Annotated in this window: 11 protein-coding genes; 5 read left to right on the forward strand and 6 right to left on the reverse strand. The window is 67.7% G+C overall.

The features are described from left to right. Positions 1-407: 407 nt before the first annotated feature. Positions 408-1,619: a tyrosine--tRNA ligase gene (gene tyrS / locus ACVOMM_RS05400; RefSeq protein ID WP_279942202.1), complete on the reverse strand. Its 1,212-nt coding sequence runs from the start codon at positions 1,617-1,619 to the stop codon at positions 408-410. A 168-nt stretch (positions 1,620-1,787) separates the two neighbouring features. Here tyrS and ACVOMM_RS05405 point away from each other — a divergent pair, with 168 nt between their 5' ends. Both ACVOMM_RS05405 and ACVOMM_RS05410 read left to right on the forward strand, forming a co-directional pair. Beyond that, entirely contained in the window at positions 1,788-3,260 is a 1,473-nt protein-coding gene (locus ACVOMM_RS05405) for a M23 family metallopeptidase (protein ID WP_053516486.1), read from the forward strand. A 64-nt stretch (positions 3,261-3,324) separates the two neighbouring features. Next, positions 3,325-4,452 carry an anhydro-N-acetylmuramic acid kinase gene (locus ACVOMM_RS05410; protein ID WP_065181995.1) on the forward strand — a complete coding sequence of 376 codons (1,128 nt, stop codon included), beginning with the start codon at positions 3,325-3,327 and terminating at the stop codon, positions 4,450-4,452. A gap of 102 nt (positions 4,453-4,554) precedes the next feature. On the opposite strand, the gene ACVOMM_RS05415 is transcribed toward ACVOMM_RS05410, so the two are convergent. Continuing rightward, positions 4,555-5,361 carry a glycosyltransferase family 2 protein gene (locus ACVOMM_RS05415; RefSeq protein ID WP_053517120.1) on the reverse strand — a complete coding sequence of 269 codons (807 nt, stop codon included), beginning with the start codon at positions 5,359-5,361 and terminating at the stop codon, positions 4,555-4,557. Here ACVOMM_RS05415 and ACVOMM_RS05420 point away from each other — a divergent pair. Beyond that, entirely contained in the window at positions 5,360-6,418 is a 1,059-nt protein-coding gene (locus tag ACVOMM_RS05420; protein ID WP_065181628.1) for a CDP-glycerol glycerophosphotransferase family protein, read from the forward strand. The genes ACVOMM_RS05415 and ACVOMM_RS05420 overlap by 2 nt on opposite strands. Positions 6,419-6,518: 100 nt before the next feature. Here ACVOMM_RS05420 and ACVOMM_RS05425 read toward each other — a convergent pair whose 3' ends face one another. From ACVOMM_RS05425 to ACVOMM_RS05440, 4 genes are all read right to left on the reverse strand, one after another. Then, positions 6,519-8,042, reverse strand: coding sequence for a PH domain-containing protein (locus tag ACVOMM_RS05425; RefSeq protein ID WP_481525960.1), 1,524 nt, complete (start codon positions 8,040-8,042; stop codon positions 6,519-6,521). Then, entirely contained in the window at positions 8,039-8,539 is a 501-nt protein-coding gene (locus ACVOMM_RS05430) for a PH domain-containing protein (protein WP_053517123.1), read from the reverse strand. Before ACVOMM_RS05430 ends, ACVOMM_RS05425 begins: the two co-directional genes overlap by 4 nt. 74 nt (positions 8,540-8,613) lie before the next feature. Beyond that, a complete protein-coding gene (gene ribA / locus ACVOMM_RS05435; RefSeq protein ID WP_074899932.1) occupies positions 8,614-9,750 on the reverse strand; it encodes a GTP cyclohydrolase II RibA in 1,137 nt (378 codons plus the stop codon). Between the two features lie 74 nt (positions 9,751-9,824). After that, positions 9,825-10,745: a lauroyl acyltransferase gene (locus ACVOMM_RS05440; protein WP_065174456.1), complete on the reverse strand. Its 921-nt coding sequence runs from the start codon at positions 10,743-10,745 to the stop codon at positions 9,825-9,827. A 61-nt stretch (positions 10,746-10,806) separates the two neighbouring features. Here ACVOMM_RS05440 and dtd point away from each other — a divergent pair, with 61 nt between their 5' ends. Both dtd and rpoD read left to right on the forward strand, forming a co-directional pair. Beyond that, a complete protein-coding gene (dtd, locus tag ACVOMM_RS05445; protein ID WP_053517128.1) occupies positions 10,807-11,247 on the forward strand; it encodes a D-aminoacyl-tRNA deacylase in 441 nt (146 codons plus the stop codon). A gap of 92 nt (positions 11,248-11,339) precedes the next feature. Beyond that, positions 11,340-13,193, forward strand: coding sequence for an RNA polymerase sigma factor RpoD (rpoD, locus tag ACVOMM_RS05450; protein WP_053517130.1), 1,854 nt, complete (start codon positions 11,340-11,342; stop codon positions 13,191-13,193). The last annotated feature ends 362 nt before the right edge of the window (positions 13,194-13,555 follow it).

The raw sequence follows: 13,555 nt of genomic DNA on the forward strand, positions 1-13,555 counted from the left end.
AATAGTTGCTTGATCAAACGTCTGCAAGATGGACAGTCATCCTTCCTGCAGGCGCCTTCACAAGATACCTGCGCATACTTTCAAAGATCCGGGGAAGTGGCCTCAGCGCCGCTCCCGTGTGCTGCGAAGTTTCCTTCGTAGCGAGCCGCCCATTATGCCAGACTTTTGCAGTCCGTCAACACCTTCGTTCGATCATCTCGTTCGGGGTGGTGGGCGCCCTGGTGTCGCTCAAGCCCCTTGTTGGCGGCCCCTGCGACGGGGGAGGGAAAGTATGTCCCTGTTCGCCCCATTTGTGAAGGGGGTGTGGCGACTTTTTTCATCGGATGTTGGCACCGTTCATCCGACAGGCGCCCGATGAACGGCGCCACGAGCGGCCGGGTGTGTGCCCGGCGCTCGTCCGACAGGTCTCAGGCTGCGATCAGGCGCACACGGGCGAATGTGCGCTTACCCACCTGCAGCAGACCTTCGAAGCCCGGCCGCAGCACCTGCTGACCATCTTCCACGACCTCGCCATCCACCTTGACGGCGCGCTCCTTGAGCTTGCGGTTGGCTTCGGAGTTGCTCGGGGTCAGCCCGGCAGCGGTCAGCAGCGCCGCGATGCGCAGGCCTTCGGCCGGAATCGCCACGTCCTGCAGCGGCAACTGGGTGATGTCGCCCTGTCCGGTCACCGCCGCTTCCCAGCCCGCAATGGCCTGTTCGGCGGCGGCTGCGTCGTGGAAGCGGGTTGCCAGCTCCCGCGCCAGGCGCAGCTTCACCACGCGCGGGTTGAGACCGCCGCTGGCCACCTGCTCCCGCAGCTGCGCGGCCTCGGCCTGGCTGATATCGAAGGACAGCAGTTCGATCCAGCGCCACATCAGGGCATCGTCCACCTTCATGGTCTTGGTGACGATGTCGATGGCCGGCTCGCTGATGCCGATGTAGTTGCCCAGCGACTTGGACATCTTGTTGACGCCATCCAGGCCTTCCAGCAGCGGCATGGTCAGCACCACCTGCGGCTTCTGCCCGTGGTGCTCCTGCAGGCCACGACCCATCAGCAGGTTGAACTTCTGGTCGGTACCGCCCAGTTCGACGTCCGCCTGCAGGGCGACCGAGTCGTAGCCCTGCACCAGCGGGTACAGGAACTCGTGGATGGCGATGGACTGCTGTGCGGCGTAGCGCTTGGCGAAGTCGTCGCGCTCGAGCATGCGTGCCACGGTGTGCTGGCCGGCCAGGCGGATCATGTCGGCCGCCCCCATGCTGCCGAACCACTCCGAATTGAAGCGGACTTCGGTACGGCTGCGGTCCAGCACCTTGAACACCTGTTCCTCGTAGGTGCGGGCATTGGCCAGCACATCCTCGCGGCTGAGCGGCTTGCGGGTCAGGCTCTTTCCCGAAGGGTCGCCGATCATGCCGGTGAAGTCGCCGATCAGGAAGATGACCTGATGACCGAGGTCCTGGAACTGGCGCATCTTGTTCAGCAGCACCGTATGACCCAGATGCAGGTCCGGCGCGGTGGGGTCGAAGCCAGCCTTGATCCGCAGCGGACGGCCTTCCTGCAGGCGCGCACGCAGATCCTCGAGCTTGAGGATCTCGTCGGCACCGCGGCCGATCAGGGAAAGGGCTTCTTCAATCGAGGACACGTGACTACTCCCGGCAACGCCGATTCTTGTGTGGGGGTGTTAAAGCCAAGTTAACCCGATTGGCTTCACAAAAGCCAATGGGCACAAGGGTTTGACGCGCTTTTCTCAGGTGTCTATGGTAACCGGCGTTCAGGCCCGCGCTCCCGGGCCAGCCAGGAAAAACCGCCGATGCACAACTCCGAACAAGGGCGCGCACGCAAGCAGCGCTTCCAGGAACGCCTTCACGTCCTGCACGACAACGCCCTGCATCGGAAGCTCAGGCAACATCTTCCCGCCGCCTTCAATGAGCGCTGGACCCGGCGTCACTGGATGCATGCCAGCCTGTTCGCGACCATCGGTGCGCTGGTCGCCACGATCGTCCCCGGTTTCTCGCACACCATCGACGCCCCCTACGCCGACAGCCACACCAGCCTGGCCCTGCCCTTGCCGCCGCTGTCGCTGGCCCGCCAGCAGCAGGTGCCCGGTGACAGCTGGCAGGTCCTGCGCGTACAGCGTGGCCAGACCCTCAGCGAGCTGTTCGACCAGGCCGGCATTCCGGCGACCACCCTGCACCGCGTACTGGACCACCCCGGTGCCCGCGAATCGCTGACGAAGCTGCGTCCGGGCGCCGAGATCGCCTTCGACATGCCGCTGTCCGGCGACCTGCGCAGCATCCGCTTCGACCGCGACGGCGAGAACCGGGTCGAGCTGAGCCTGGCCGGCGACAACATCAAGGAAACCGTGACCAAGCGCGAGACCTCCACGCGCACGGTGGTCACCAGTGGTGAGATCACCAGTTCGCTGTATGCCGCAGCGCGCCGGGCCGGGCTGTCACCGTCGGCGATCGCCACCATGACCGACGACATCTTCAAGTACGACATCGACTTCTCCAAGGACCTGCAGCCGGGCGACCGCTTCAGCGTGGTGATGGATGAGACCTGGCGCGAGGGCGAAAAGGTCGATACCAGCAAGATCCTGGCGGCGACCTTCACCACCGGCGGCAAGACCTATTCGGGCTTCCGCTTCGAACGCAACGGCAAGTCCGAGTACTACGACATCAATGGGCGCTCGCTGAAGAAGAGCTTCATCCGCATGCCGATCCCGTTCGCGCGCCTGAGCTCGACCTTCGGCGCGCGCAAGCACCCGGTGCTGGGCAAGATGCGCATGCACAAGGGCGTGGACTACGCCGCCCGCACCGGCACGCCGATCATGGCGGCCGGCGATGCGCGCGTGCAGTTCGCCGGCGTGCAGCGCGGCTACGGCAATGTGGTGATCCTCGACCACGGTCGTGGCCACACCACCCTGTACGGGCACATGTCGCGCTTTGCGAACATCCGCACCGGCCAGCGCGTGGCGCAGGGCACGGTGATCGGCTATGTCGGCTCGACCGGCCTGGCCACCGGCCCGCACCTGCACTACGAATTCCGCGTCAACGGCGTGCACCGCAACCCGCTGACGGTGACCATGCCGCCGCCGGAGCCGCTCAAGGGCGCCGAGCTGGCCGCCTTCCGCGCCCAGACCGCGCCGGCGATGGCGCGCATCCAGGGCATGGAGAAGCTGATCTACGCCGACGCCAGCCCGGCGCCGACCGGTCGGGACGAGGCGGCCACGGAGGTGGCCAGCGCCAAGGACACGCAGACCCGCGGGCGCAAGCGCGGCTGAGACCTGCGTTGACGAACAAGGACGCGGCAGCCCAAGCTTGCCGCGTCCTTTTTTTTTGCGCGCCATGAGCACACCTGTCGACGCCAACACTCCCCTGTACCTGGGCCTGATGTCAGGCACCAGCGCCGACGGTATCGATGCCGCACTGGTGCAGTTTCCCGACGAGGGCGGCTGCCGCTTCGTGCATGGCCTGACCGCGCGCTGGGAGCCGCTGCTGCGCGCGCGGCTGGTGGCGCTGGGCGAAGGGGGGCCGCTGGCGTCGCTGGAGGAGCTTGGCGAACTCGATGCGCGGATCGCGATCGCCTTCGCCGACGCCGCCAACCAGTTGCTGGACGAATCCGGCGTGGACCGCACCCGGGTGCGGGCGATCGGCTCGCATGGGCAGACCGTGCGCCACCGGCCGCTGGCCGATCCGGCCTTCACCGTGCAGCTGGGCGACGGCAACCGCATCGCCGAGCTGACCGGGATCACCACGGTGTGCGATTTCCGCCGCCGCGACGTGGCTGCCGGCGGTCATGGCGCACCGCTGATGCCGGCCTTCCACCTTGGCATGCTGGGCACGGCCGACGAGGACCGGGCCGTGCTCAACCTGGGCGGCATCGCCAATCTGACCCTGATCCCGCGGGAGGGTGCCGTACGCGGCTTCGACACCGGTCCAGCCAATGCGCTGATGGATGCCTGGTGCCAGCGCCACACCGGGCGCACCTTCGATGCCGAAGGCGCCTATGCCGCCAGCGGTGTGGTGGATGGCCCCCTGCTGGCGGGCTGGCGTGCGGACCCCTGGTTCGACCTGCCCCCGCCGAAGAGTACCGGTCGCGAACAGTTCCATCTGGCGTGGGCGGAGGCGCACATGGGTGAAGGCCAGTACGCCGCTGCCGATGTGCAGGCGACCCTGCTTGAGCTGACCGTGGCGACCGTGGCCGATGCGCTGCTGGCGCAGCAGCCGCAGACACGCCGCCTGCTGGTCTGTGGCGGCGGCGTGCACAACCGGCAGTTGATGAAACGGCTGGCCGAACGGCTGCCGGCGCTGCAGGTGGAATCCAGCGCCGTGCATGGGTTGGACCCAGAGTACGTGGAAGCCATGGGCTTCGCCTGGCTGGCGCAGCGGACGATGGACGGGCTGGCGGGGAACCTGCCGAGTGTCACCGGTGCAAAGGGACCGCGGATTCTCGGCGCGATCCATCTGGCCTGAAGCGGCACCCGCCGCCGGGCATGGCCCGGCGCTACCCCTGCACCGCCATGCCCGGCGCACGCAGGTGCACGGGAGCGGTAGCGCCGGGCCATGCCCGGCGGATCAGGGCTGCGGCGGGTCGGCCACCGCCTGACCGTTGCCGAGCATCCACAGCATGATGGTCTTCTGCCGCACGTAGTTGGCACGCACGTAGGCATAGACCAGGCCGTGCCAACCATCGCGGAAACCGCCGCGGAAAATGAATCCCCGCCAGAAGCGCCAGGCCGGTGCCAGCACCAGCTTGCCCAGGGTGGCGCGCTTGCCGCGTGCGAACTCGTGCTCGGCCATCATCCGCGCGTACTTCTCGGTCTTGGCCAGTTGCTGCTGCAGCGAGCGGTAGGGGTAGTGGATGAGGTCACCGCGCAGGGTGCCGACGCTGCCATCGACGCTGGCGGCCTCGTGGATCTCACGGGTGCCGCGCCAGCCGCCGCGGCGGCGGTCGAACAGGCGCATCACCCGGTCCGGATAGGCGTTGCCGTGGCGCAGGAAGCGGCCGAAATACTCTGAAAGGCGGGCAAAGCGGTAGCCCGCGTGGCCGCTGAATCCCCCCTCGCGGGCCTGTTCGATGGAGGCGCGCAGTTCCGGGCTGATGCGCTCGTCGGCATCCAGGCACACCACCCAGTCATGTGCTGCCTGCTCGACGCAGAACGCCTTCTGGCTGCGGAAGCCATCGAACGGCCGCTGCAGCACGCGGGCACCGGCAGCCTCGGCGATGGCCACGGTGGCGTCGCTGGAATACGAGTCCACCACGATGATCTCGTCGCAGAAGGCCAGCGAGGCCAGGCAGTCGCCGATGCGGCCGGCCTCGTTGAACGCGATAATGCACGCCGAGATGCGAGGCCGTTCGATGGGAGCGGTCGTGGAGGACATGATGGCCGGGTACCTGTTGTTTGCGACGGAGCGCTATGCGCTGCCTATTCTCGCCCCGTTGGCGCAGGCCTTGCACGCGTCCGGGCAGGAGGTGGCTGCCTGGTTCGAAGGTGGCGCCGCCGGCAGCCAGTTGCCGGGCGTGCCCGTGATCGGCCTGAAGCAGGCCCTGGCGATGCGCCCGCGCGCGGTGTACAGCGCGGCCAACTGGGTGCCGACGTTCCTGTCCGGTGCCAAGGTGCAGCTGTTCCATGGCTTCAACGTGGAGAAGCGCGACAGCGCACGTGGCCATTTCCGGGTACGCGGGATGTTCGACCTGTACTGCACCCAGGGCCCGGCCACCACCGCGCCGTTCCGCGACATCGCCGCCCTGCAGGGTCACTTCGCGGTGGCCGAGACCGGCTGGCCGAAGCTGGACCCGCTGTTCCGCGACGATGGTGGCGAAAGCGCCGCGCTGCGCGCAGCGGCGGGCGGTCGTCCGGTGATCCTGTTCGGCTCGACCTTCACCGAGCGGCTCAGCGCCGCCCCGCACCTGCATGCGCAGATCGCCGCCGACATCGCGGCCGGGGAACGCTACTGGCTGCTGACCCTGCACCCGAAGTGCCCGCCGGAGCTGTTCGAGCGTTACCGTGCGCTGGCCGGCGCCAATGCCCGCTTCATCGAACCGGAGCAGGTCATGGCCGCACAGCGCGCCGCTGATGTGCTGGTGTCCGATACGTCTTCGATCGTTTCGGAGTTCATCGTCCAGCACAAGCCGGTGGTGACCTTCCGCAACCGCGTCCCGAAACCGCACATGATCGATTTCGACGTGCCGGCGCAGCTGCCCGTCATGCTGCAGCGCGCGCTGCACCCGGATGCCGCCCTGCAGGCGGAGATCGTGCGCTATGCCGACGCGATCCATCCGTACCGTGACGGCCGCTCCAGTGAGCGGGTGATTGCCGCAACCGAGGATTTCCTGTCCGGCGAGATGGGCGCGCTGCGCCGCAAACCCTTCGGCAGCTGGATGCGTGACCTGCAGATCCGCAGGGATCTGGGCTACTGGGGGCCATCACAGCGGTGATCGGGGGATGTAGAGCCACGCCCACGCTCGGCTGTGGCAAGCCGAGCATGGGCTCGGCTCTACAGTAGATCCACGCCAGGCGCGGAAGGGCGGCAACGGGTCACCAGCGCAGCTTGCGGCGCGGCAGCGCGGCGGCCAGCTGCGCCATCAGCGCCCGTGCCTGTGCGTGCGGCAGGTAATGCAGCGCCAGGGCCACATCACCATGCGCGCCTGCGGTGTCCAACTGCAGGCTGGCCGTGCCCAGCAGCCTGTCCAGCGGTGAGCGCTGCAGGCGCAGGCCCTGCAGCTTGTCCAGTTCCGCCCAGCGCCACCAGCGCCTCCACCATCCGCCGCGCACCGCGACGTAGCGATCATCCATATGCCAGCCCATGCGCGCCATCTGCCGATGGGCGACCCACAGCGCGACCGGCAGCCAGCCCAGCACCAGCAGGCCGGGTGTTCCCCAGCGCCAGTACATCGCGGCGGCCAGCAACGGCACCAGCAGTACGCTGCCCAGGCACAACCGCCACCAGCCGCGCTGCGGCACCGGCTGCCAGTGCGCGGGCGGCCACTGCAGCTGAGGCAGCAGGCGCTGCACCAGATGATCGCATTCGGCGGCCGGTGCCAGCGGCGCGAGTTCGCGCAGCGCCCGATCTTCCTCGCGGGTGGGGCCGCCGGCAGCGCTGTCGATCTGCAGCTGGCGCCGCCCAAACCAGCGTTGCAGGGTGCCTTCGCGCAGGGTCCAGGCCTGGATGCGCCGGCGCGCCACGCTGCTGCGCGTGCGGCTGAGCAGGCCTGCCGCGACCGTCAGCCGGTGTTCCTGCTCGGTCAGGGTGAAGCCGGCATAGCGCAGCAGGGCCAGCACCACCGACAGCAGGCGCATCAGCAGCCAGCCTGCGACCAGCACCAGCGCGGCCAGGATCAGCAGGCCGGCAAGGCCCTCGTGCAGCTGGCTGGCGTAGCCGAACGCCTCGCGTCCTCCGCTGGAGATCACGCCGTCCAGCGAACGGCGCGGGATCACCTGCAGCAGCGCACCGATGGCGGCGGCGAACAGCACCCAGCCGCGGTTGGACAGCAGGCCCAGCCGGATCACTTCGGCGGTGGACATACGCAGCAGCACTTCATCGGTCGGGTCGGCGGTGGCAGCCGGTGCGTTGCCAGGCGCCTTTCCGCGCTGCTTCACCAACTGCTCAAGTGCCAATGCCTGGTCCAACCGCAGCACCCGCATCTCTGCCTCCGGGCGCACGCCGCCGGCCGACTCCAGGCGCAGCTCGGCCACGCCGAACAGCCGGTGCAACGGGTTCTGCCGCACTTCCACGTTGTGGATGCGGGCGAAGGGAATTTCCCGGCGGTTGCGCGCAAGCAGCCCGCTGCGCACGGTGATCGCATCACTGCCGATGCGGTAGCGGTAGCTCAGGTACTGCAGCACCGAGACCACCACCAGCGCGGCGATGGCCAGCAGCGGCATCAACTGCGCCCACAGCGGGTCGCGGTCGCCGCGCTGGCCGAACACCAGCAGCGCGACCAACGGCAGGAAGTAGTGCCGCAGCTGCATCAGCAGCACGAACAGCCATGACCAGGGGTGCAGGCGCTGTTCGTCGCCGCCGCGTGGCAGCGGGGGCGGCAGGGGCGGTGGCTGGCTCACAGGGCGTCGGCGTCCTGGTCGAGCTGGTGGGCCAGGGTGTCGCGCAGGCGTTCGGCGTCGGCATCATCCAGGCCGCTGACAGTCACGGCACTGAGGCGGGTGCCTGCGGTGTGCACGATCAGCGTCGCCAGGCCGGCACGCCGCTCCAGCGGACCACGGCGCAGATCCAGGTGCTGCACGCGCGAGACCGGTACCTGCGTTTCGGTCTGCCACATCAGGTCCCTGCGCAGGCCCAGGCCCTGTGCGTCCAGGCGCCAGCGTGTGCGGGTCAGGCGGCGATGGCCCAGCCACGCGCCGAACAGGGCGCCGACCAGCAGGCCCGACGCTGCACCCCACAGCCCGGCAGGCAGATCGAAGAACCACCACGCGGCTGCCAGCGGTGCGCCTGGCACGAACAGTCCACCGAATGCGCCTTCCAGCGCGGCCAGGCGTGCGGCGCGGGCCGGCAGCGGCTGCCAGTCGTTGATGGGCACAGCAGGAAGAGGCTGGTCGGTCACACGGGCTCCGTCGGGCGGCAGGGCAGGCGGGGCGGCCGCAGCCGCACCGCGCAGACGGTAGCAGGTCGGGCGCGCTACTGCGCCGCCTGGATCAGTGCATCGACATCGAGCAGATGGCCGGCACGGTCGGCCTTGGTGCGCAGGTAGTGTTCGTTCTCGGCCGTGATCTCGCCAGTGACCGGAATGCAGTCCAGCACTTCGATGCCGGCATTGCGCAGGCGCTGTGCCTTGGTCGGATTGTTGCTGAGCAGGGCCACGCGGCTGATGCCCAGGCCGCGCAGCATCGCCACGGCGCTGCCATAGCGTCGCTCATCGGCGCCGAAGCCCAGTTGTGCATCGGCGTCGATCGTGTCCAGCCCGTCGTGCTGGTAGCCATAGGCGCGCATCTTTGCAGCGATGCCCGTTCCCCGGCCTTCCTGGTCCAGATACAGCAGCACGCCGCCGCCCAGTTCCTTCAGTTTGCGCAGACCGCGTCGCAGCTGGTCCCCGCAGTCGCACTTGAGCGAACCGAACAGGTCGCCGGTCAGGCACGAGGAGTGCACGCGTACCGGCACCACGGCAGACAGGTCCGGGTCGCCGACGATGATCGCCACCTGGTCGCGTTGTGCAACGCCGCCGCGGAACACCGCGAAGGTGGTCATGCCGACATCGCGCAGCGGTACCGGCGAACGGGCGACCAGCTCATAGTCGTGGGCGGCGTGCGCCGCACCTTCGGCCAGGTCGCACAGGGCGACGTCGGCGGCGCCGTCGAAGGTCGCATCATCCGCATCCAGGCGCACCGCGACCATGGCCGGCAGCAGCAGGCCCAGGCGGGCCAGTTCAACCGCGCCGGCATCGAAGGCATCGCCTGCGGTCCAGTGAGCCGGCATCGGCCCGGGCTCGCGCAGGTAGCCCAGCGTCGGCAGGGCGTCGAAGGCGATACCGGCCAGCGGCAGGCGCACACCGTCAGGTGCCTCCACCCCCAGCACGCGGGCGCGGGTCGCCGTCAGGAACAGGTAATGACGCTCGCGCGCTGCGCTGGCAAAGGCGGCAAAGCTGCTGGCGGTGGCGCTGTCCAGCGCGATCACGGCCAGGCGTTGGCCCTGGCCGTCGTGAAGCAGGACCGGGCGACCGGCGCGCAGTTCCGCGACCGCGCGCTCGCAGCGGATCGCGGCCGGGTCGCCGAACAGGGAGGAGGCAGCAGGCATGGCAGGACCGGGGGAGGCGGACATCGCAGTCTCTATGGGGGCGCCGGCGTCGTATTCAACGTGCTGCGGCCGCCGGTCGCAGGGCGGCACGGTGGGACTCAGTGGGGGTGTTCCTCGGTCGCGTAGGGATCATCCTCGCCGCTGCCCGGTGGCCGCAGCGTATAGCGCTTGTAGGTCCACTGGTACTGCGCCGGATCGCGGCGGGCGATGCGTTCGATCCCGGCGTTGAGGGCGGTGGCCGCAGTCTGCGGGTCCGGGTCGGCCACTGCGGGGTCGGCCGGCTCGACGTGCAGGGCGAATTCCATGTCCGGCCCAATGCGCTCGCACCAGCCATACAGGACGATGGCGCCGGTGCGTTCGGCCAGGCGGTTGACCAGGGTCATGGTCAGCGCCGGCACACCGAAGAACGGAACGAACACGCCGTCACCGGCCTTCGGCTGCTGGTCCGGCAGGATGCCGGTGGCGCCACCATCCTTGAGTACCTTGAACAACTGGCGCACCGCCGGGCCCTCGGCGCGCACCTGCTGCACGTTCTGGCCACCCCGCACCAGCTGCAGGAACGCGTCGCTGGCTTCATCTTCCGGCGGCTTGTAGACGATGGCGATCTGTCCGCGCGAGGCCAGCCACTGGTTCAGCAGCTCCCAGTTACCGAAGTGCGGCGCGGCCACGATCACGCCCCTGCCGCTGGCCAGCGCCGCGTCATACAGCGCTTCACCGTGACGCTGCTTCAGGTGCAGGCGCAGGTTCTCGGCCGGGGGGCGGCTCCACAGGCGCAGGGTCTCGATGGCCTGCAGGGCGGTGGAGCGCAGCAGATCGCGATGCAGGCGCTCGCGCGCAACGGGGTCCAGATCCGGGTAGGCCAGCTCCAGGTTGCGGCGGGTGACGCGACTCTCACGGGCGTTGAGACGGATCCAGGCCCAGGCCAGGGCCTGCGCGACGCCGCGCAGCAGCGGCCAGGGCAGGCGCGTGAACAGGGTGGTGGCGCGATAGGCCAGCCGGGCTTTGCGTTGCGGGTTCATCCACGCAAGTTTAGCCAAGGGCGCTGCTATCGTGGCCGGCCCCCTGACCGGAAACCCACAGATGCTCGTCCTGATCCAACGCGTCAGCCAGGCCGCCGTCCACGTCGATGGCGAGGCCGTCGGCCAGATCGGCCCTGGCCTGCTGGCCCTGGTGGGGATGGAGCCGGGCGACACCGAGCCGCAGCTGCAGCGCATGGCCGAGCGCCTGCTGGGCTACCGGGTGTTTGCCGATGAAGCCGGGAAGATGAACCGCTCGCTGCGCGATACCGGCGGCGGCCTGCTGCTGGTCAGCCAGTTCACCCTGGCGGCCGACACCCGGTCGGGCATGCGCCCCAGCTTCACCACTGCGGCACCGCCGGCCGAGGCTGAACGCGGGTTCAATCGATTTGTCGACATCTGCCGTGAAAATCACGCGCCAGGGGTGGAAACGGGCCGCTTTGGTGCCCATATGATCGTCAGCCTGGTCAATGATGGTCCCGTGACCTTCCTTCTCAGGCCCTGAAGCCGCCGGGACCACCGCCCGGCAGGCGGGGCCCCGGGCTGGTATAATGCTACGTTCCCTATTTCCTACCCAGCCGGTGGCGCGAGCACTACATGGCCAACGAACGTCCTGCCCAATCCGAAATCAAGCAACTGATCAGCAAGGGCCTGGAACAGGGCTACCTGACCTACGCCGAAGTCAATGACCATCTGCCGGACGACATGGTCGACCCGGAACAGATCGAAGACATCATCGGCATGATCAACGGCATGGGCATTGATGTCCATGAAGTTGCGCCGGATGTGGAGACTCTCCTCCTCAACGACGGCAACACCGGCAACCGCGAAGTCGACGACACCGCGGCCGAAGAAGCCGCTGCCGCGCTGAGCGCGCTCGACACCGAAGGTGGCCGTACCACCGACCCGGTGCGCATGTACATGCGCGAAATGGGTACCGTCGAGCTGCTGACCCGCGAAGGCGAAATCGCCATCGCCAAGCGCATCGAAGAAGGCCTGGGCCAGGTACAGGCCGCACTGGGCCAGTTCCCGGTGTCGGTCGAATCGCTGCTGTCCGATTACGAAGCCCACAAGGAAGGCAAGAAGCGCCTGGCCGAAGTGATCGTCGGCTTCAACGACCTGACCGACGAAGAGCCGGCTCCGCCGGCGGCCGCCGCCGATGACAGCGACGATGCCGACGCCGAAGCCGACGAGGACGAGGACGATGATGTCGACGGCGCCGATGAGGAAGCCGCACCGACCGGTCCGGACCCGGAGGAAGTCGCCGCGCGCATGCAGGCGCTGAGCGATGCCTTCAATGCCTTCAAGAAGGCCGCCGGCAAGGGCGACAAGAAGAACCTGCCGCGCCTGCGCGAAGAGATGTCGGCCGTGTTCGTCACCCTGAAGCTGCCGCTGCCGCTGACCGACGTGCTGACCAAGCAGCTGCGCGACACCATGGCCGAGATCAAGAGCCATGAGCGCCGCGTGCTGAACCTGGCCACCGTCACCGCGCGCATGCCGCGCAAGGATTTCATCCGCTCCTGGGAAGGCAACCAGACCAACCTGGAGTGGGTGGAAGACGCACTGAAGCGCAAGCAGAAGTGGTCGTCGGCGCTGCGTGAGGTGAAGGACCAGATCATTGCCGAACAGCAGGCCACGATCGACATCGAGAAGCTGACCCAGCTGGACCTGGAAGAGCTGAAGGAAATCAGCCGTGCCATGGCCTACGGTGAAGCCAAGGCGCGCAAGGCCAAGAAGGAAATGGTCGAGGCCAACCTGCGCCTGGTGATCTCGATCGCCAAGAAGTACACCAACCGCGGCCTGCAGTTCCTCGACCTGATCCAGGAAGGCAACATCGGCCTGATGAAGGCCGTGGACAAGTTCGAGTACCGCCGCGGCTACAAGTTCTCCACGTATGCGACCTGGTGGATCCGCCAGGCCATCACCCGCTCGATCGCCGACCAGGCGCGCACCATCCGTATTCCGGTGCACATGATCGAGACGATCAACAAGTTGAACCGCATTTCCCGCCAGATGCTCCAGCAGTACGGCCGCGAGGCCACGCCGGAGGAGCTGGCCAAGGAAATGGACATGCCGGAAGACAAGATCCGCAAGGTGATGAAGATCGCCAAGGAGCCGATCTCGATGGAAACCCCGATCGGCGACGACGAGGATTCCCATCTGGGCGACTTCATCGAGGACACCAATGTGGAGTCCCCGATCGAGAACACCACCAACATCAATCTGTCTGAAACCGTGCGTGACGTGCTAGCCGGCCTCACCCCGAGGGAAGCCAAGGTGCTGCGCATGCGCTTCGGCATCGACATGAACACCGACCACACGCTGGAAGAGGTCGGCAAGCAGTTCGACGTGACCCGCGAGCGCATCCGCCAGATCGAAGCAAAGGCGCTGCGCAAGCTGCGTCACCCGAGCCGCTCGGAACAGCTGCGCAGCTTCCTGGATATCGATTGATTCCAGCGGTTGTATCGTGAACTGGAAAACCCCGCCTCGGCGGGGTTTTCTTTTTTCGTAACTTAATTCGTAATTTAATTCAGGTGGTGAAGCGGCGTGGCCCTATGAGAATCAACGGGTTGCTTTGACCTGTGCCTTGCGCATCGCCTCATCATGTGGCGTGAATACGTAAATTAACTCGTAACGATATCGGTGCAGGGCCCGTCCCCGCACTCACATGGTCAACGACCTGCTGGAGCGCCTTCCCCCCGGCAGGTGGTGCCGGCGGGCGATCTTCTGGCGGGCCTTGGGATCACTCGCCCGACCCTGGGACGGCTGGTCGCCGACGCGGGGGGCGCGGTCGTGCGGCTGGGCCGCACCCG

It is taken from the genome of Stenotrophomonas sp. STEN009 (assembly GCF_056760395.1).